Origin of the sequence: Emticicia sp. (assembly GCF_043780375.1) — a bacterium.
Taxonomy (GTDB): Bacteria; Bacteroidota; Bacteroidia; order Cytophagales; family Spirosomataceae; genus Emticicia.
On the sequence record NZ_JAYWCU010000031.1, the window covers coordinates 1 to 20,581 of the forward strand.

The window sequence follows — 20,581 nt, forward strand, 5'->3', positions numbered from 1 at the left end:
GAATTGTTAGACTCAAAGTCGCCTTTATTAAAGTCGCTTCATGCACTTGATAATGCCGCTACTGACGTTGCAATTATTTTTGATAGACACGTCGAAAAAGTTTCGGCAACACTTGGGCTCGAACAAGAATATTTTTTGGTGGATAAAGCTCTCTTTAATGCTCGTCCAGATTTAATGATGGCAGGACGTACAGTTTTTGGACATCCGCCAGCTAAAGGACAACAATTGGAAGACCATTATTTCGGTTCAATTCCTCCACGTGTCAATGCCTTTATGGTAGATTTTGAATTTGAGGCCCTCAAACTTGGTATTCCTGTTCGTACTCGCCATAATGAAGTTGCTCCTGCTCAATTTGAAGCTGCTCCAACTTTTGAAGAAGTAAATTTGGCTTGCGACCACAACATATTATTGATGGATTTGATGCGAAAAATTGCCCGTAAGCATAATTTTGAAGTGCTTTTTCATGAGAAACCATTTGCAGGAATCAATGGAAGCGGCAAACATAATAACTGGTCGTTGGGAACTGATACTGGCGTGAATTTGCTCGGGCCAAGTACAAAACCTAAGGAAAGTTTGCGTTTTATAACATTTTTGGTCAATGTGGTAAAAGCTGTGCATGATAATGCAGATTTGCTTCGAGCCAGCATTGCTACAACAGGCAACGAACACCGCTTAGGGGCAAACGAAGCCCCACCAGCCATTATTTCGATATTTCTTGGCACTCAAATGACCAAAGTATTGGAAGACCTTGAAAACAAACAAATCGTTTCTATCGAAAAAGGCGAAAATGCTTATATAAAACTCGGTTTGAACAGAATTCCTTCCATTTTATTAGACAATACTGATAGAAATCGAACATCTCCTTTTGCTTTTACAGGAAATAAGTTTGAATTTAGAGCAGTGGGTGGTTCGGCAAATTCTGCTCAACCAATGATGATTTTGAATACCATAGTCGCTAATCAATTATTAAAATTTAGAGCAGATTATGATGCCGAAATGAATGATCATGATGGTAAAAAAGAAGAGGTTATAGTAAAAATTCTAAAAGGTTATATAAAAGAATCAAAAAAGATTTTGTTTGAAGGTAACGGCTATTCGGAAGAGTGGAAAGAAGAGGCAGCCAAACGAGGTTTGTCTAATATCGCAAGTACACCCGAAGCACTTAAAGCTTATCTGAAAAAGGATTATATTGAGATTTTTGAAAGATTAGGCATCCTAACAGAACGAGAATTCCATGCCCGTTATGAAATTGAGTTAGAAAATTATATTAAAAAAATTCAAATTGAGTCACGTGTTATAGGTGATTTAGCTATGAATCACGTAGTTTCAACTGCTGTTAAGTATCAATCACAATTGGTACTAACCGCAAGAGCTTTAAAGGAAATGGAGCTAACAAAAGAAGCAGAACCTATCATTAAAATCATTAGAGAAATATCAGAAAGAGTAACAGAAATTTCTTTAAAAGTAGATGAAATGACAGAAGCACGTAAAAAAGCAAACAATGTAGATGACATAGAAGAAAAAGCCAGACTTTATGCAACAGATGTAAAGCATTTCTTTGAAGAGATACGTTATAATGTTGATAAATTAGAAATTTTGATTGATGACGAGGATTGGCCACTTGTTAAATACCGAGAATTGTTGTATATTCGTTAATCCAATTCATTTTTTTATGAATAAAATACACAACACAATCAACATAAAAGTATTGACTTATAAATCTTATTATAGGTCAATACTTTTATTGCTTTACTTTTTTACTTGTTTAAATTCTGTTGCCCAAATAGATATACAATACGACTCTTTTCCAATGTCGTCTCAATTGTTTCAAAGAAATGACTTTGATACAGCGATTGTTCCAATAAAAGGCAAAATCTATACTGAAGGCTACACCGATATTTCGGTACTTGTTAAAAGAGACAAAAAAAACTACTTTTGGCAAAAACATAAGCTCTCTTACCAAACAGCAGATCCCAAAAACTCATCATTCTTTTTTGAAACCGAAATTAAAGCTGAACTATCGGAGTATAGTTTTTCGGTATATTTATTTAAAGGAAAAGATTCTACCTTAATAAAAGAACAAAATGAGGTTATTTGTGGCGACATTATTTTAGTTTATGGTCAATCAAATGCCCTTGCCAACGATTCGGTAGAAATAGTAAGATTTAAAGGTGAAAATCAATTTGGAAGAACAGCTTTTGTTAATTTTGATAAAAATGACTTCGTATGGTTGCCAACAAAAAAATGGAATTATTGGAGTGCAGGCTTAATGGGTTTAGAAATTCAAAAGCAATTAATCGACAAATACAAAATACCAATCGGAATTATCAATGGTGCAGAAGGTAATAAAAGTATTGCAGAATTGATGCTTCGTGATGAAAAAAATCATAATAATATTTCAACAATATACGGAAGATTATTGAAAAAATCAGAAGGTTTAGGTTTAGCAAAAACGGTTAGAGCCATCGTTTGGCGACAAGGAGAAGCAGAAGCTCAGGATCCAACTTATAAAAATGATTATCCCAAAAAATTTGATTTATTTCGTAAACAATTATTAGAAGATTATCCTTCAATTAAAAAGATTTATACCTTCCAAAACAACATTTACTTTGGAAATCAGCCTAATGCTGGAAATTTAAGAGAATTTCAACGGACTGTAAAAAACATTTATCCTGATTGTGAGGCATTGGCAACTTTTGGAACGATTACATTTGAGAGTTTACATTATAAATTGGAAGGCTATCAACAAACCGGAGAAGAAATATCGAGACTAATTGCTCGTGATTTTTTAAAAAGCACCGATACTTCAGAAATTTATTCTCCAAATATAAAAAATATCTATTTTACCCAAAAGAAAGATAGCTTGATTTTAGAATTCGATAAAGACCAAAGAATGATTTTTCCTGCAAATCAGAGTTTGCCTTCCAATAAATTTTCTGAAGATTTAAAAGATTATATCTACCTCAACGGCAAATCGGGCAGCATTTCGAATGGAAGCAGTGCTGGAAATTATATAATTTTGAAGTTAAAAGAGCCTCAAAATGCTCAAACAGTTACTTATACGCCAGATTTTTATCCAATAGAAATATTCCAAAATTTACCTGTAATATCACAAATCAAAAATTCGAGAGGACTTAGGGCTTTTACATTCAAAGATTTTCCTGTTACAAACATAGATAACATAAAAATCAACTCCTTAACTGGTAGCTGGGGTAATACTGCAAGCAAAGGAATAGAATTAAATTGGAATGTTCCGAAATATACCAATTATATTTATTCTCTTGAAAAAGCAATTTATTCTCCTATTTACTTTACAGAAATAGGCTTAGTCAATGGCTCAAAATTTAATGACTACAAAGTAAAAAAAGGCGTTAGTTATTTTTATCGCTTAAGAATCATGGGCGATGGCACGAGTTCAGCGTACAGCAATATTATTGAGATTAACCCCCCTGTTGATTACTTAACTCCTTTTATAGTAAGTGCCGACGAGCTGATGATGTTTCCAAACCCTGTTCAGAGAGGTAATGATTTGAAAATTGTTTCTTTGTTTGAGAATCCAATTAAAAAAATTAAATTGGTAAATTTCAGTGGTAGCATAGTTCATGAAATAATTGGAAATTCTACTCAAAATCAATATGTTATTAATACTGCAAATCTTAATTTGGGAATATATATTATTGAAACAATTTTAGAGGATAATACAAAATTAATTAAGAAATTTGTAGTAGAGTAGGTGAAAATGACTCCGATTACCAAGATTGACGATTATTGATAGACAATCTTGGTAATCGGAGCGACAAGATACTCGTCATTTTTAAACCCAAAAATCTTATTTGATGTTTATCAACTTTACAAAAAAACTTCTATTTTTTCTTAGTCCATTATTGGTATTGCTACTTAGCTATGTCATTTTCGACCCATTTCAAATCCTTCGCAAATATGAAGCATATCCCGATAATTTTGCTAAAAGTTTAAACCGAGACCGCATTAGTACGCAAATTTTTTTAAATAATAATGACAAATATCACTACAAATCTTTCATTTTTGGAAGTTCAAGGTCAAGTGTATTCTATGCTCGTAATTGGGGAAAACACATAAATGATACTACACCTTATCATTTTGATGCATCGTGTGAAACCGTTTCTGGAATTGCGACTAAATTAAAGTTCATAGAAAAACATGGTAATACAATCGAAAATGCATTATTTGTCTTAGACCGAAGTAATTTTGCTTATGAACAGGATACATTAGGAAGTGTTTTTGTACAAGATTACCGTGTAAGTGGACTAGCTTGGTGGAAATACCACCTAATTTTCGTAAATACTTTCTTCTCTAAAGGTTTTTTTGTGAGCTTTTACGACTATCTACTCTTTCACGATTTCAGAAATTATATGCGTAGTTTTCTTGAATTTCGTAAAATTAATTATACATCTGTTGTCAATGATTTTGTGTTTACGAGCTATATTGAGCAAATCAAGCGTGATTCGGTCAATTATTACAATCAGCCTAACTTTTTTTATGAAAGAAATAAAGAAAAACAATTTGGTGGGAAAGTAATAAAACCCTATCAACTAAAATATCTTCAGCAGATTAAAGAGGTTTTAACAAGGCAACACACACAATTCAAAATCGTATTGGGACCTACCTATGACCAATCATATTTTAATGATTACGATAAAGAGATTCTGACTCAATACTTTGGCAAGGAAAATATCTATGACTTTTCTGGAATAAACAATTATACTAACGACAAGACAAATTATTATGAGATTTATCATTATAAGCCAAATGTAGCCAATGACATTATGCAGAAAATTTATTAACGGTATTTCTTGAAAAAAAGATAATAATATAAAGTAAAACTTTTCATCTCTCTTTAAGTTTCAACCAACCAATAGTGTATTTTAAAGCTAAACAAGATACCTATTGGTGGTTTAACGAGCGACAATAAAACTTTAAATTACAGTAAATCTTAAATTATTTATGGTATTCATTCAAAAAATCTCCTTTAGGCATAAATTCTAAATCTTCTACCGACTGATTGAAATAATAAACCCAAGCAGAATAAATTTTACCATCATTCTTCAATTCCACATCAGTTTGTTTTCTGACATATTCTGAATGAGCAGGATCGATCGGATTATATTCTTCATATTTATCTAAAAATCCAAACAAGTTCTCAGGGTCTTTCAAACAGTAAAGTTCTCCCCTTACTATATACTTTTCACCTTTTTGGCAAGGAATAATGCCAGGATAATAGTCGACCATATACATTTTGCCTTCCATTTTGGCTTTACCCATGTATTCGGCATATTTATCGACCCATTGATGTGATTCAAAATCACCATATTCGCTCAAAAGCGTCCCATATACAAAAAGATACTGATTCTCAATCATTGCTTTACTGTGATGTATTCCTAATGTTACCTAAAAAAAGAGTTTGTAGTAAAATTTGTGATTGATTGTCACCTAAATTTGAAACAATTTTAAGACTTTTTTCGGCACTTTCAAAATCTCCACGCCTAAATTCTAATTCTCCAACAAATCTTAACACTTCTGCATTCCTATCCAAATACATTCGTGAAGCCCTTTTTAGCTCAAAAAGTGCTTTTTCATAGTCTTCAAGTTGATAGTAGCAAGTAGCTTTATGATGATATGCCTCAGCAATCGAATTATCAATTCGGAGAGTTTTTTCAAAATCCATTATTGCTGCTTCCCAATTTTCAAAACTAAAATGGCATTTGGCACGAAAAAAAAAGGCGGTTGCAGATTTTGGATATTTATTTACGGCTTGCTCAAAAAATCTAAATGCCTTAGCACATTCGTCCAGTTGATAGAGTCGAATTCCTTCTTCAAAAAGAGCTTCATCTCTTTCTTGATCTGAAATATCATTACCTAAAGTGATTCTTAGGTAAATATACAGAAAAAAAGGTATGCCAATAAGCAAAGCCTCCATTTTTTAAAGATTTTTAAGTTCTTCTTGTATTTTTTTTGTCAAACTACTTGCCACAATTTCGTAGGATTCGTCAATCCATTCACGGAGTAATGCGTCCTTAATATTGCCTCCAATGTTTACCGTGTTCCAATGTTGCTTGTGCATGTGATATCCTGGTAAAACACTGGCATATTCTGCTCTTAATTCTTGGTTTTTTTCTGGTAAATTTTTAAGGTTAATACTCAAAAAATCAAATCCAGTCAATGCAAACATTTTTCCCATTACTTTATAAACCAAAGTATCGGGGCCAAAAGGTAATTCTTCTGTAACGCCTTTTTTCGACAAGCAATATTCTCTAAATATTTCTAAATTCATAAATATTGGCATTTTTCAAGAAAATAATTCAATCGATGTTCTTTAAACTGCAAATTATTTATTCCCTTGTTGCACAACGTGTTACCATTATTATCAAACAAATTAAAAACATGATAATCGAAATTTTATTAATTCCGTGCATCATTTTTAAATTGAAACTATGTGGATATTTCCCTTCTTTATCCTTGCTGAATACTCTAAAAAAATAGGCGAAAACAGGGCCGATTGACAAGAAATTTTTGATTTTATCTAACATAATTTTAAAATATCTAAACTGTTAAGTATTGTTTTTTTATTATCGACTGAAAAATATGGTCTATTTTTAAAGAGTTTCATATTCCAAAATTTCCTGCTCAAACCAACGACCATCTTCTTTGATTAACTCCATGAGTTCATCAACGGCATTATTTGCATGAACTGATTTTTTTACAACCGTTTGCCCACGATACAAAGCAATTTTGTCTTTTCCGATGCCTACATACCCATAATCGGCATCTGCCATTTCGCCAGGACCATTAACTATACAGCCCATAATTCCGATTTTAACACCTTTTAAATGGTCTGTTCGCTTACGAATCATCGCAGTTGTTTCCTGTAAATCAAATAAGGTACGACCACACGAAGGACAACTGATATATTCGGTTTTACTCATGCGAGTACGAGCCGCTTGTAAAATACCAAATGAGGTGCTATTATGTATTTTTAATCTTTCAAGCGAATCTAATTTTGATTCTAAAATTGGCAAATCCAATAAAATTCCATCGCCAAAACCTTCAATCAAGACTCCGCCACAATCGGTTGCACTAAATAGCGTAAATACGCCCAATTGAAAATCGATTTTCGAAATATCTCCATATTGCATTCGTAAAACAACAGGATTTTTAATATAATACGTCAATAAATTAAAATAGATACTCCGAAGTTCAATCATAGGAGTCTTACTTTTTGCTTCCACAACCAAAACCGCATTTGTATGCTTTTTGATGAAATCAATAAAAACAGGCGTTAAATCATCAATTGTAATAGTTATAAAATTGATTGTTGAATGATTTTGTTTGGCTGGATTAAAAAATTCTTCCACTGAAAACAAAGGCAATTTGTTTTGTTTGTCGTCTTGCAAAAGCCAAGATTCATAATCCAAAATTTCTTTCAAGCCATTGGGCAACATAAATGGAATTGGTTTTTTTCCTGAAAACACATAATCAGCTCCCAAATCATTCATTCGCCATTTGTCGGGCAAAGGCAAATAAAAATGCCCAATTGAACGCAAATCTTCATGGTCAGTAACGTCAATTTGAGAATAATCTGCAATAACACGAGGTACATTTAATCCTCCAAAATTGCCCACTTCTATTGTTTCTCTTCTCTGATACGCAAAAGGATTAGTCGTTTTTAACTCAAAATTATTATTATTGAATCCGTTATTCGATTGAATATTTCTATTCAAATATCTATCAATCAATGACTTAGCAACAGGAGCTTCAAACTCTGGGTCTTCTGTGAGGCTTACTCTTACGGTATCTCCAAGTCCATCTTCGAGCAATGTGCCAATTCCCATTGCTGATTTTATTCTACCATCTTCGCCTTCGCCAGCTTCAGTTACGCCCAAATGCAAAGGATAAGGTTTCAACTTTTCTTGTTCTAATCTATGGGCCAACAAGCGATAGGCTTGCACCATCACTTGTGGATTTGACGATTTCATTGAAATGACAATATTGAAATAATTTTCGTCTTCACAGATTCTTAAAAATTCTAAAGCAGATTCGACCATTCCAAGTGGTGTATCGCCGTATCGACTCAAAATTCGGTCAGAAAGTGAGCCGTGATTTGTGCCAATTCGCATGGCAGTACCATATTCTTTACAAATTTTGATTAAAGGTAAAAATCTTTCACGAATTCGGTCAAGTTCAACTCGATAGCTTTCTTCGGTATAATCTATTGTTTCAAAACGTTTTTTGTCAGCATAATTTCCTGGATTTATTCTAACTTTTTCAACGATTCTTGCAGCCAATTCGGCCGCATTTGGCGTAAAATGAATATCAGCAACCAAAGGCGTTTTATAACCTCTGCGACGTAATTCGTTCTTAATATTTTCAAGATTTTGAGCTTCTTTTACACTCGGAGCAGTAATTCTAACTAATTCACAGCCACTTTCAATCATTCTGATTGTTTGTTCTACCGAACCAATTGTATCCATTGTGTCAATGGTTGTCATTGATTGCACACGAATCGGATAATCAGAACCCATGTAAAGGTCGCCAATACGAACTTGATTCGTGATTCGACGTGAATATTCAGTGAGTGAATTACAATATTTTTTTTCAGAATTTAACATACACAAGTTTTTTTCGTCCTTCAGGTTTATTTAGACCTTGTAGATTTTGCCCTAAATTTTACGCAAATTTAGTTATGAATATAACGTGTTTTACGATAGAAAGGTTGAAAATTTTATAAAGTATTCTTTCACTAAGTTTATTTTCCTACAATTTTATTATTTTTTGGTACTTTTGCAGATATTTTTTTATAAAAGAATGAATTTGACTGAAACAAAGCTCCCAATAATGGAGTCCTTTTATACTTTGCAAGGCGAAGGTTTTCATGCGGGAAAAGCTGCATATTTTATACGTTTGGGAGGCTGCGATGTGGGCTGCATTTGGTGCGATGTGAAAGAGTCGTGGGATGCTTCTATTCATCCACAAATATCTATTAATCAAATAGTTAGCGATGCAAAAGCTTTTGCTGGACGCTTAGCAGTTATCACTGGCGGCGAGCCTTTAATGTATAATTTAGATGAACTGACGAATGCTTTAAAACAAGCAGAATTTCAGACAAATATCGAAACTTCGGGAGCATATCCGATGTCGGGTTCGTGGGATTGGGTTTGTTTTTCTCCGAAAAAATTTAAAGAAGCACATCCAAGTATTTTTGAACAGGCAAATGAACTAAAGGTAATTATTTATAATAAGTCGGATTTCGTTTTTGCTGAAAAATATGCAAAAGTTGTCAATAAGAAATGTGAATTATTATTACAACCAGAGTGGGGAAAACAAGACAAAATGCTCCCATTGATGATTGATTACGTGAAAGAAAACCCAAAATGGCGAGTGAGTTTGCAGACCCATAAGTTTATGAATATTCCGTAAAGGGTCAAACCTGCGGTGTAGAGCTTATTACCTTCCCGTGCGTACTTTTGATGATTGGATAAAGTAAAATTGGCACTTTTTTTAAGAAACTTATGGCTAAGTTGGAGTTTGTTTCATTGCCAAAAAGTTTTTGTAATTGTCGTCCTCGCCAAAGTCTATTTTTGAAGTTTTTATTCCAAACGTCTGTATAATTGTGTTCTAATTTTTCACAAGAAATTTGATTATTAAGAAAATCACCAACTAAATGAGCAGACAATACCCCTGCCCTAATTGCGATTGACATTCCATTTCCTGCCAATGGAGCGATTAGTCCTGCGGTGTCACCAACCATCAAAACATGTTTACTTATTACACTTTTCTTGACAAAAATCACCTCATTGATAACTTCTGGCTTAGAAAACAAGAATTCAGCTTGCTCAAAAATTGCCTTTAAATGTGGGTTTTTAGATAAAATTTTTTCTTCCATTTCATCTATTCCGCTACTACCTTTCAGATTTTTTCGCTCCGAAAGATAGCACAAACAATATTTATTGTCTTCAATGGCAGAAATTCCACAATACCCACCATCAAAATTATGCAGAGCAATTAAATCCTTCGGAAAATCATATTTTATATGGTATTTTACGCCAATATAAGCAGTTTTCTGAGGCGAAAATTTACGATTAAGTATTTTATCTAATTTTGCTCGTTTACCATAAGCACCAATGACAACTTTAGCTTCAAAAGTTTTATTGGTATTGGTATCAACAAAAAAAACCTCATTGATTTGTTGAATTTCTTCTACACTTGTATTTAACTCGAATGTTACGCCTAATTTTTTAGCAATTAAATATAACTCATAATCAATTTTATAGCGACTAATACCAAAACCACCCATGGTAAGGTCAGTAAAAATTGAATTACCATTAACAGAAGATAACTGAAATTTCTGAATTTTGGTCGCACCAAGTGTATTTAAGTCTAAACCTAAGTTTTCTAAATAAGGTCTAACTTCGTTTGAAATATATTCTCCGCAAACTCTATGAAAAGGATAAGCATACTTTTCAATAACAAGCACGTCAAAGCCTTGTTTAGCAAGTTCAATAGATGCAGTAAGTCCTCCGAGTCCACCACCAACGATAACAGTATGATACTGCATGAATTTTTAGTTTTTAATAGTAAGTTTTTATTTTTTGTATTGCAAAGACAAAGTGTTTTTCCCTACAACTTTTCCTACTTCTTCTCCTTGTTCGATGCCATCTCTAAAGTGGATCCCACCATAAACTCTCGAAATACTACATTCACGGGCAGCTGCCCAGAATGAAGAAAAGCTTTTTGGTGGTCCAACAAAATATTTAGAATAATCAATAAAGCTAACATTTTCACCCATTTTTGCTGTCAAAACTGTTGCCATTGTGGAAGTTTGAGCCGAATGTCCTGATGGAAATTCCGGAAATGGTGGTGTTAATATGGATGGTTCCCACTGATTATCAATATAACGTTTGATAAAAGCAATTGGACGAATGAGGTTATATTGATATTTCAATCGCCAAGTAACGATAAAAGCATCGCTCACTGCAATTGATAAGTTGCTAAGCAATTCGGTTGCTCGACTTAAATCTACTGGGTTTTGTTTTAGAACTTGTGTTAAAATCGAAATTGAGTGCCCAGGTGCCGTATAAGTATAGGTTGCGGCATCGTCCCAAAAGTTGGCAATTTGCAATTTTTCGCTGTTGGGCGTTACTTGTTTAGAGATATTATAGACTTCCATAGCCATTTTGTAAAAAGGCGAATTGGGATAAATCGAAAACTCAACTTTAGGTTTTATATCAATTTCTTGCTGATTTACTTGTAAAAAAGTCCGATTTTGCCCCCAATTTGGATGTAATGGGCCTGTATTTTCTAAATCTGCAACACGGTTTATTTCAAAACATGATTGGCATTTGGGTAATTTATAGTTCATATTATAAGTTCTGATAAATGCCTGATGTCCACCGTCTGATTTTGAATATTCATAAATCCAATACGCAATCTTTGCCCCAAAAATCTTTGATTTTCTCATCGTTTGAGCAGAAACTTTATCAGTATAAAAATTATTTATAGTGTCATTAAGTGCATAAACTTTTTCCATCCAAATATAAGGTGCCGACGGAAAAAGTTTATCTACCAACTTAAAAATCGTACTATTTATTGCAATTGAAGTATTAAAATTGGTTGAATCAATGTTCAAACTATCGGGACGTCTGAACTCTTGTAACTGCCCTGAAAGTGAAATATTTTGTTTAAAAGTAGGCAAAATCGTTTCATAAGCGGCTAAATTGATATAAGCCATATTACGAGCGGCAATGCATGGTGTGTAGCCTTGTGTTTGTTCGACCAACTCAAAAATCAATTCATGCCACTTTACGAGCAAATCTGAATTATTAAAATCATAAACTCGTATAGGCTCAACTTTTACGTAAGTTGGATTGCCAATTTGAGTATTTTGCTCAATAACCTCAACAATTGGCTCTTCAACTTTGGTTGGTTTGACTGTTTTTGTAGGCTTCGCAATATTTGTTTGCTTTACAGGGGCTTTTGGTGACGCTGTTTTTTGATTAGTGGTATTTGTCTTCTTAGTTGTTGTTGTTGTTTGAGCAATTGCAAAAAAGTAATTGAATAATGTAATTAGAAAGAAAAGTGATTTTTTCATTTTTTGAGATTTTCCAGTAAATTTAGAGCTAATTTATGTTCCTTAGTTCAATTTTTTTCCAACAAATTTAATTTATTTCTTCACTTAAAAAAAAATCACCGTAATTTACGGCACGAAAACAAAAATAATTCAAACCCCATGCCCGCCAAAAAACTTTTTCTTCTTGATGCAATGGCTCTCATTTATAGAGCTCATTTTGCGTTTATCAAAGCCCCTCGTTTAACCTCAACAGGCTTAAACACCAGTTGTGTTTTTGGTTTTGCAAATGTTTTATTAGAGGTAATTCAAAAAGAAAAACCAACGCATATTGGTGTGGCGTTTGATTTGCCGGGAGGAACTTTTCGAAATGATATGTTTCCTCAATACAAAGCCAACCGTCAAGAGCAGCCCGACGACATTACGATTGCTATCCCTTATGTTAAAAAATTGGTTGCGGCAATGGATATTCCTTTGTTGATGATTCCAGGTTATGAAGCAGATGATGTGATTGGAACGCTTGCAAAAAAAGCTGCACAATTTGATTTTGAGGTTTTTATGATGACTCCCGACAAAGACTTTGGGCAGTTGGTCGAAGAACACATATATATGTATAAACCTGCTATTTTTGGTAAAAATGCCGAAAAATTAGGCGTAAAAGAAGTCTGTGAAAAGTGGGGAATTGAGCGACCAGACCAAGTAATTGACTTATTAGGTTTGATGGGAGATGCCGTAGATAATATTCCAGGAGTGCCTGGCGTAGGTGAAAAAACTGCCGCCAAATTGATTGCAAGTTATGGCTCGATGGAAGGCTTATACGAAAATGTTGAAAAATTGACTGGAAAATTGGCAGAAGCCATCAAAAACAATAGAGAACAGGCTTTTTTATCAAAAGATTTGGCTCGAATTGAGCTAAATGTTCCGATTGAATTTGATGAAGATTTCTTGAAGATTACTTCCCCTAATGTAGAAATGCTTTCGCCTCTTTTAGACGAATTAGAATTTAGAACACTTCGAAAAAGGTTACTTCCCAATGAAGTTCAAGAGTCATCAACAAGTAGTCGGAAGTCAGCTACGGGGAGCGATTTACTTTCAAGTCCACAATCTAATACAGGTGGCATTCCTCCAATAAATGCAATCAAAGCAAAAGCAGGAACACAAATTTCGATGTTTGATGCAGTGTCCTCTCCAACCCAAAACAATGTGGTTGCCGATTTTTCTTACGATTATTCATCCGACGAAACAGAGCAAGCAATATCGACTTCAAATAAAGACACAATTTATACCAAATTACACGAATATTATTTGATGGATTCTGTCGAATTACGTCAAAGTTTGATACAATATTTAGCTCGTCAAGATGAATTTTGTTTCGATACAGAAACAACTTCGGTTGATGCAGTTGACGCTGAAATCGTTGGACTTTCATTTGCTTATCGAGCTGGTGAAGCTTATTATGTTCCGGTTCCGCAAAATCAAGCTGAAGCTCAACAAATTCTTGAAGAGTTTAGACAAATATTTGAAAATGAAGCAATTATGAAAATCGGACAAAACATTAAATACGATTTAATGATTCTAAAAAACTATAATGTTGAGTTAAAAGGCAAACTTTTTGATACAATGCTGGCACATTATATCATCGAACCAGAGCAGCGTCACGGCATGGATTACTTGGCGAATACTTACCTTAATTATGACCCAGTTTCTATTGAAGCATTAATTGGTAAAGGAAAAACTCAAGGCTCAATGCGAGATGTAGAATTTGAGAAAATTAAAGAATATGCTGCCGAAGATGCCGATATTACGCTTCAACTAAAAGCAATTTTACAGCCAAAAATAGCAGCTTATCAGCAAGAAAAGCTACTTGAAGACCTCGAAATGCCTTTAGTAAATGTATTGGCGAGCATGGAAATGGAAGGAATAAGAATTGACATGGGAGCTTTGAACGAGATGTCAAACGTGCTTGATTTTGATGTTAAGCAAATTCAGTCAGACATTTTTAATTTAGCTGGACAAGAATTTAATGTAGCTTCACCAAAACAACTTGGTGATATTTTATTTGATAAACTCAAATTAGACAGTAAAGCAAAAAAGACCAAAACTGGGCAATATGCAACGGGCGAAGATATACTTTCTAAATTAGAAAATGAGCATGAAATTGTTCGCAAAATATTAGATTTTAGAGAGTTGGTAAAGTTGAAAAACACGTATGTTGATGCTCTACCTCTACTAATTTCAAAAAAAACAGGCAGAATTCATACGTCTTATAATCAAGCAGTTGCTGCAACGGGACGTTTGAGTTCGACAAATCCCAATCTCCAAAATATTCCTATTCGTACACCGCGTGGACGAGAAATTAGGAAAGCATTTATACCACGAAACGAAGATTTTGTTATTCTTTCAGCCGATTATTCGCAAATTGAACTCCGAATTATGGCCGCATTTAGCGAAGACGAAAGTATGTTGGAAGCCTTCAACCAAGGCATTGATATTCACTCGACCACTGCCTCCAAAGTATTTAAAGTTGCTTTGGAAGAAGTTACTTCTGAGATGCGTAGAAAAGCAAAAATGGTTAATTTTGGCATTATTTATGGCATTTCAGCTTTTGGATTAGCCCAAAGATTAAATATTTCACGAGGTGAAGCCAAAGAAATTATTGATGCTTATTGGGTAGAATTTCCAAAAATAAAAATTTTCATGGATAGTACCATTAATAAAGCCCGTGAAATGAAATTTGTTGAAACGATTTTAGGTCGTAGAAGATATTTGCGAGATATTAACTCCCAAAACCAAACTGATAGAGGTTTTGCAGAACGTAACGCTATCAATGCTCCAATTCAAGGTTCGGCGGCCGATATGATAAAAGTTGCGATGATAAATATTCACAAATTCATGAAAGATGAAAACCTTCAATCAAAAATGATATTGCAAGTACATGACGAATTGGTTTTTGATGCTCATCGCTCAGAAGTTGAGTATTTGAAGCAAAAAGTAAATGAGCTGATGTGCAATGCGATTCCGATGGTAGTAAAAATGGAAACAGGAATGGGCGTAGGCGAAAACTGGCTGGAAGCACATTGATAATTATCAGTGAGCAATAATATTATTACAAATTCACTCATTCAAGAACGGGCGGCGAACCGCTTTACTCATTTACACATGAACGTAAGTATAATTATACTCGCTGCGGGAGCTTCAACACGCATGGGAATGCCCAAACAATTGCTAATGATTGAAGGAAAAACCCTTATCAGACGAGTATCTGAAATGGCAATTGAAACCTCATGCCATCCAATTGTTGTGGTTTTGGGGGCAAATAAAGAACCGATTCGCAAAGAAATTGAGAAAATTCCTTTGACAATTATTGAAAACCCAAAATGGGATGATGGAATGTCAAGTTCAATAAAAATGGGTTTGGTTGGTGCTTATATGACCCACAAAGAAATAGATGCAGCTATCTTTTTGACTGTCGATATGCCTTTTGTTTCGGTAGAGTTAATCAATAAAATGATAAAAAAAGCAACAGAAGAACCTGATAATCAAATAGTTGCATCATTTTATGAAAATCAAGTAGGCATTCCTGTATTATTCAAACGTTCAGTTTTCAATGACTTGCTCGAACTAAAAGGCGATGAAGGTGCTAAAAAACTCGTAATGGAAAATAAAGATAAAACCTCCTTAATAGATTTCCCAGAAGGGAAATTTGATTTGGATACGATTGATGAATATTGGAACTTTGTTGGACAAATAAATCAGAACTAATGAAAGTTGTTGGATATTATATTGCTTTGCCATTTTTATTATTTGTTTCTTACCTTCCATTCCCCGTATTGTACTTACTTTCAGATTTTCTTTACTTGATTACATATTATGTCATTGGGTATCGAAAAAATGTGGTTCGTCAAAACCTTAAAAAAAGTTTTCCTGAAAAATCACCTGCCGAATTAATCAAAATAGAAAAACAATTTTATCATTATATTGTAGATTTTTTCTTGGAAACGCTGAAGTGTGTAACTATTTCCAAATCTTCTTTAATGAATAGAATGACCATTGAAAATCGTGAAATTTTAGAAGATTTATACAAAAAAAACAAAAATATTATTATCACGATGGGGCATTATGGAAACCATGAATTTGTCAATTTAGCACTGCCTTTCATTATTCCACACAAGCCCAAAGTCGTTTATCGCCCATTGACAAATGAATACTTTAATGCTTTATTTTTAAAATTTCGTACAAAATTTGGCGTAATTATGATTTCTATGGCAGAGGCATTTCGAGAAATTTCTAAGCCTGAAGACCGCCCATTTGCTTTTTTTCTTGTAAATGACCAATCTCCACCACCCGAGAGGTCTTACTGGACATTATTTTTGAACCAAGATACCGCTTTTTTTACTGGTGTAGAACGTTTTTCGAGGCAATTTAATATGTCTGTCGTATATTTATGTGCCAATCGAATTTCAAGAGGAAAATATCAAATAAAAATTGAACTGCTTACCGAAGTACCCAATGAAATTGCCGAAGGAGAAATTTTAGAAATGCACGCAAGAAAATTAGAGAGAGACATCTTGGCCGATCCATCAATCTGGTTTTGGTCGCACAAAAGATGGAAATTCACAAGAGTTAATGGTGAAATTGTACCTACAAGCTACAAAAAATGAAAAAAACAAAATTTCTAATTTTACGCTTTTCATCCATTGGTGATATTGTTTTGACCACGCCCATTGTAAGGTGTTTGAAATTGCAATTTCCTAATGCAGAAGTACATTTTACCACAAAAAAGCAATTCAAAGTTATAGTTGAAAACAATCCTTATATTGACAAATATTTTCTTCTTGAAAAATCGCTCAACAGACTCATAAAAGACTTACAATCAGAAGATTATGATTATATTATTGATTTGCATAATAATCTTAGGACTTCAATAATTAAGTTTAGAATTCCTGCAAAATCTTTTTCTTTTGATAAATTAAATTTCAAAAAATGGCTTTTGGTTAATTTCAAAATTAACATAATGCCTAACATTCATATCGTTGATAGATATTTAAAAACGGTTGAAAGTTTAGGCATTAAAAACGACAATCAAGGGCTTGATTATTTTATTCCAGACAGAGATAATGTTGTCATAAATGAAGTTTTTGTAGCTTATGTTATTGGTGGTCAGCACTTTACCAAAAAGCTACCAACACATAAAATCATCGAAATTTGTGAGCTAAGCCATACTAAAGTTATACTTTTAGGTGGGAAAGAAGATTTTGAAACGGGTGAAATAATACAAAAAGCTTTGGGCAAAAAAGTTATCAATGCTTGCGGCTCATATAATCTAAATCAATCGGCCTCGCTTTTGCAACAAGCTGAATATGTCATTTCGCACGATTCTGGCTTGATGCACATGGCGGCCGCTTTGAAAAAACGCATCGTATCAATCTGGGGAAACACCGTTCCAGCATTTGGAATGTACCCGTATCTCACGGATTATAAACTAGTTGAAAACAATAATATTTCTTGCCGACCATGTTCAAAAATTGGCTATTCAAAATGCCCCAAGGGGCATTTTAAGTGCATGCAAGACCTTGATTTAACAACTATTTCATAGAGCTTTTTTAAAGCGATTTCAAACTATAATCATAATTTGGACTATTAATACATCTTTTTTACTCACTCTTCAATCTTATGTAAAAAAGTATTTGGATTGCCATTACTTGAAGTAATAATATTTTTATCAAAAAAATCTGTAGTTGAAAAAGTCCCAAAAACAAGTATTTTTGTTCCACTTTTCGAGATATTCATACTACTATCGTTTTGATTTCCTCCCCCATTTTTAGCCATTTGAAAGCCCCCGAATTATCAAATTTTGCGGCAAAATAATCTTTCATTCCAAATGATTTTGCAGGAATTGTTCCGAAAAAAGGAGTTGCAAGTACCCTGTTAAATATAGGAAAACCCTTTCTTTACATGTCATAACTGACGAAGATTATTTGAAAACAATTATGCATAATTTAACAAATATTGCCATAAAAGCACTCAAAAATACACCAAATGCACATATTCACTGGGAAGCAAGACAAGAAAACAAGCAAAATAGTATTGGCAATAACAGACAATGGCTCGGGCATTTTGAAGCAACAACTCAATGCTTTGTATTCAGACGAAACTGCAATTGGCTCAAAAACAGGTTTGGGCTTACACTTAATTCGTGACTTGGCCAAAGCAATTGCTTGTAAAATTGATGTAAAATCAGCCCCAAATCTGGGGTCAGAATTTCAACTAATTTTTGTAAATGGGTGAAGTTTCACTATTTTTGTTACAAATATCCTAACTTCATCAATCATGCAAAAAAAAATTATCTACGCAATTTGTTTAATTGCATCATTCCCTTCATTTTCTCAAAAAATAATTAACCGAGACCCACAGATTGAAACTTTGGTAAAACAAATTTCAAGCGATAGTTTGAAAAAGTTCGACGAAAAATTAGTTTCTTTTGGTACTCGAAGCACACTTTCTACTACAACCGATTCAAAACGAGGCATTGGTGCCTCTCGGCTTTGGGTTTTAAGTAAATTCAAAGAATTTGCCAAACTATCGGAAGGTCGAATGACAGCCGCTTTAGACACTTTTACCCTACAGCCCGACGGTAGAAGAATTGATAAAGCTATAGCGATGGCAAATGTAATGGCAACGCTCAAAGGCACAGACCCCAACGACGACCGCATTTTTATGGTCAGCGGACACATTGATAGCCGTGTAACCAATGTAATGAACCGAGAATCTGATGCTCCTGGAGCAAATGACGATGGCAGTGGAACGGTTGCTGTAATCGAATTGGCAAGAGTGATGGTAAAATCAAAATTTCCTGCAACAATTATTTTTGTAGTTGTTAGTGGTGAAGAACAAGGGCTTCTCGGAGCAACCTACTTAGCCGAAAAAGCCGTGAAAGAGAACTGGAATTTGGAGGCTTTACTAAATAACGATATCATGGGTTCAAACAATTCAAACGAAACTAATATCATTGATAATACTCGTTTAAGGGTTTTTAGTGAGGGATTGCCCGCTTTTGAAATGGACAAAAAAGTAGGAGCAATTCGTCAATATGGAGCAGAAAATGATGGAAAATCACGCCAATTGGCTCGTTATTTAAAAGAAACAGGCGAACGCTACGTTGATAATTTGGAAGTAGTTATGATTTATAGAAACGACCGATTTTTGCGTGGAGGCGACCATACACCATTTGTAACCCGTGGATTTACAGCAGTAAGAATGTCTGAAATGAATGAAAATTTCTTGCATCAACACCAAGATTTAAAAACAGAAAATGGTGTAGAATATGGAGATTTACCAAAATTTATGGACTTTGAATACCTCCGCAAAAACACTTGTGTCAATTTAGCAACATTAGCAAACTTGGCAAAATCACCATCGATGCCACAAGATGTAGTTTTAGATGTTCGTGGACTCGGTAATTCAACCAATTTGAATTGGAAAGTTCCAAAAAGTGGCAAAGTGAAAGGATATTATGTGATGTTGCGTGAAACGGCGATGCCGTATTGGCAAAAGAAATTTTTCACGACTGAGCTAAAAATCAGCCTTTCATATTCAAAAGATAATTATTTCTTTGCCGTTCAGTCTGTCAGTGAAGATGGCAATGAAAGTTTGCCAGTTTTGCCAAGAGTTGGCCTTAGAAATGCGGGTGAATAATAGTGTTTTTGTGGCACAATTCTCCAAATTGTGCCACAAAACAACCAAAATTAAACTTTTAACCTTTTCTCTTTATTCAACCAAAACCTTAAAACAATGGAATTATTACCGAAAATTCTAGTTGCTTTAGTTGCCCTCGAACATTGCTATATACTGTGGCTCGAAATGTTCGTCTGGACCACCAGAGGTCCAAAAGTATTCAAGAGTTTATCTAAAGATTTGTTTGTTCCAACCAAAGCACTCGCTGCCAATCAAGGTTTGTAAAATGGTTTTTTGGCAGCAGGCTTATTTTGGTCATTGCTTATTCAAGATATTGTGTGGGCAGATAATGTTGCGATCTTTTTTCTTTCTTGTGTAATTGTAGCTGGAATTTATGGCGGACTCACTGCTGGCAAACGTATTTTTTATGTACAAGCGATTCCTGCAATTTTAGCATTGATTTCTGTGATTTTATTGTAAAATGTATAAAGAATTAGAAAATAACCATATAAAAAATAAAAGAAAATGCCCACCAATTTGGCGGGCATTTTGACTTATGGAGTACAACAAAACCACAATAAAAGTACGGTTTGAACCGCAATTGTGATTTTGTCACAAAATTATAATAAATATTTTTATGCTTCCACTAATGATTCGTCATGTTGGCTAACATCAAGGCCTATTTTCTCATCAGATTCTGAAACACGTAATGGTAAAATCATATCTGTAATTTTGAGCATTACAAATGACATTGCAAAAGCAAAAACTGAAACAATTACCAAGGCTATTATATGATTGATAAATAGT

General features: G+C 34.0%; 18 protein-coding genes and 2 pseudogenes. 11 read left to right on the forward strand and 9 right to left on the reverse strand.

Annotated features, from left to right (window positions below; all coding sequences use genetic code 11):
• From ACH2CJ_RS02515 to ACH2CJ_RS02525, 3 genes are all read left to right on the forward strand, one after another.
• Positions 1-1,656, forward strand: a 1,656-nt coding sequence (locus tag ACH2CJ_RS02515; protein ID WP_394990507.1) for a glutamine synthetase type III, incomplete at its 5' end; no start/stop codon positions are given.
• A 16-nt stretch (positions 1,657-1,672) separates the two neighbouring features.
• A complete protein-coding gene (locus tag ACH2CJ_RS02520; RefSeq protein ID WP_394990508.1) occupies positions 1,673-3,733 on the forward strand; it encodes a sialate O-acetylesterase in 2,061 nt (686 codons plus the stop codon).
• A 103-nt stretch (positions 3,734-3,836) separates the two neighbouring features.
• Positions 3,837-4,823, forward strand: coding sequence for a hypothetical protein (locus ACH2CJ_RS02525; protein ID WP_394990509.1), 987 nt, complete (start codon positions 3,837-3,839; stop codon positions 4,821-4,823).
• A gap of 154 nt (positions 4,824-4,977) precedes the next feature.
• On the opposite strand, the gene ACH2CJ_RS02530 is transcribed toward ACH2CJ_RS02525, so the two are convergent.
• From ACH2CJ_RS02530 to ispG, 5 genes are all read right to left on the reverse strand, one after another.
• Entirely contained in the window at positions 4,978-5,397 is a 420-nt protein-coding gene (locus ACH2CJ_RS02530; protein WP_394990510.1) for a gamma-glutamylcyclotransferase, read from the reverse strand.
• 4 nt (positions 5,398-5,401) lie between these two features.
• Positions 5,402-5,956: a tetratricopeptide repeat protein gene (locus ACH2CJ_RS02535; protein WP_394990511.1), complete on the reverse strand. Its 555-nt coding sequence runs from the start codon at positions 5,954-5,956 to the stop codon at positions 5,402-5,404.
• 3 nt (positions 5,957-5,959) lie between these two features.
• A complete protein-coding gene (locus ACH2CJ_RS02540; RefSeq protein WP_394990512.1) occupies positions 5,960-6,310 on the reverse strand; it encodes an MmcQ/YjbR family DNA-binding protein in 351 nt (116 codons plus the stop codon).
• Between the two features lie 58 nt (positions 6,311-6,368).
• Positions 6,369-6,566 carry a DUF6728 family protein gene (locus tag ACH2CJ_RS02545; RefSeq protein ID WP_394990513.1) on the reverse strand — a complete coding sequence of 66 codons (198 nt, stop codon included), beginning with the start codon at positions 6,564-6,566 and terminating at the stop codon, positions 6,369-6,371.
• A gap of 66 nt (positions 6,567-6,632) precedes the next feature.
• Positions 6,633-8,645 (reverse strand): (E)-4-hydroxy-3-methylbut-2-enyl-diphosphate synthase, encoded by a 2,013-nt coding sequence (ispG, locus tag ACH2CJ_RS02550; protein ID WP_394990514.1) that lies wholly within the window; start codon positions 8,643-8,645, stop codon positions 6,633-6,635.
• Positions 8,646-8,871: 226 nt separating this feature from the next.
• On the opposite strand from ispG, the gene ACH2CJ_RS02555 reads away from it, so the two are divergent.
• Entirely contained in the window at positions 8,872-9,453 is a 582-nt protein-coding gene (locus tag ACH2CJ_RS02555) for a 7-carboxy-7-deazaguanine synthase QueE (protein ID WP_394990515.1), read from the forward strand.
• Between the two features lie 4 nt (positions 9,454-9,457).
• Here ACH2CJ_RS02555 and ACH2CJ_RS02560 read toward each other — a convergent pair whose 3' ends face one another.
• Both ACH2CJ_RS02560 and ACH2CJ_RS02565 read right to left on the reverse strand, forming a co-directional pair.
• Positions 9,458-10,591: an NAD(P)/FAD-dependent oxidoreductase gene (locus ACH2CJ_RS02560; protein WP_394990516.1), complete on the reverse strand. Its 1,134-nt coding sequence runs from the start codon at positions 10,589-10,591 to the stop codon at positions 9,458-9,460.
• Between the two features lie 27 nt (positions 10,592-10,618).
• On the reverse strand, positions 10,619-12,124 hold the full coding sequence (locus ACH2CJ_RS02565; RefSeq protein ID WP_394990517.1) for a vanadium-dependent haloperoxidase: 1,506 nt from the start codon (positions 12,122-12,124) through the stop codon (positions 10,619-10,621).
• Between the two features lie 138 nt (positions 12,125-12,262).
• Between ACH2CJ_RS02565 and polA the strand changes: the two genes are divergently transcribed.
• The 4 genes from polA to ACH2CJ_RS02585 all read left to right on the forward strand — a co-directional run bounded on the left by polA (position 12,263) and on the right by ACH2CJ_RS02585 (position 17,696).
• Positions 12,263-15,181 (forward strand): DNA polymerase I, encoded by a 2,919-nt coding sequence (gene polA, locus ACH2CJ_RS02570; protein WP_394990518.1) that lies wholly within the window; start codon positions 12,263-12,265, stop codon positions 15,179-15,181.
• A 78-nt stretch (positions 15,182-15,259) separates the two neighbouring features.
• Complete coding sequence (locus tag ACH2CJ_RS02575) at positions 15,260-15,862, forward strand: NTP transferase domain-containing protein (protein ID WP_394990519.1); 603 nt, start codon at positions 15,260-15,262, stop codon at positions 15,860-15,862.
• Positions 15,862-16,761, forward strand: a complete 900-nt coding sequence (locus ACH2CJ_RS02580) for a lysophospholipid acyltransferase family protein (RefSeq protein WP_394990520.1) — start codon at positions 15,862-15,864, stop codon at positions 16,759-16,761. Before ACH2CJ_RS02575 ends, ACH2CJ_RS02580 begins: the two co-directional genes overlap by 1 nt.
• Complete coding sequence (locus ACH2CJ_RS02585; RefSeq protein ID WP_394990521.1) at positions 16,758-17,696, forward strand: glycosyltransferase family 9 protein; 939 nt, start codon at positions 16,758-16,760, stop codon at positions 17,694-17,696. Before ACH2CJ_RS02580 ends, ACH2CJ_RS02585 begins: the two co-directional genes overlap by 4 nt.
• 62 nt (positions 17,697-17,758) lie before the next feature.
• On the opposite strand, the gene ACH2CJ_RS02590 is transcribed toward ACH2CJ_RS02585, so the two are convergent.
• Positions 17,759-17,929: a hypothetical protein gene (locus tag ACH2CJ_RS02590; protein WP_394990522.1), complete on the reverse strand. Its 171-nt coding sequence runs from the start codon at positions 17,927-17,929 to the stop codon at positions 17,759-17,761.
• A 210-nt stretch (positions 17,930-18,139) separates the two neighbouring features.
• Between ACH2CJ_RS02590 and ACH2CJ_RS02595 the strand changes: the two genes are divergently transcribed.
• The 3 genes and pseudogenes from ACH2CJ_RS02595 to ACH2CJ_RS02605 all read left to right on the forward strand — a co-directional run bounded on the left by ACH2CJ_RS02595 (position 18,140) and on the right by ACH2CJ_RS02605 (position 20,254).
• On the forward strand, positions 18,140-18,388 hold the full coding sequence (locus tag ACH2CJ_RS02595) for an ATP-binding protein (RefSeq protein WP_394990523.1): 249 nt from the start codon (positions 18,140-18,142) through the stop codon (positions 18,386-18,388).
• A 42-nt stretch (positions 18,389-18,430) separates the two neighbouring features.
• Entirely contained in the window at positions 18,431-19,795 is a 1,365-nt protein-coding gene (locus ACH2CJ_RS02600) for a M20/M25/M40 family metallo-hydrolase (protein WP_394990524.1), read from the forward strand.
• A 96-nt stretch (positions 19,796-19,891) separates the two neighbouring features.
• Positions 19,892-20,254 (forward strand): annotated as a pseudogene (locus ACH2CJ_RS02605) (DUF1304 domain-containing protein).
• 155 nt (positions 20,255-20,409) lie between these two features.
• Here the strand turns inward: ACH2CJ_RS02605 and ACH2CJ_RS02610 are convergent.
• Positions 20,410-20,581, reverse strand: a pseudogene (locus ACH2CJ_RS02610) (ammonia channel protein); the annotation flags it as partial.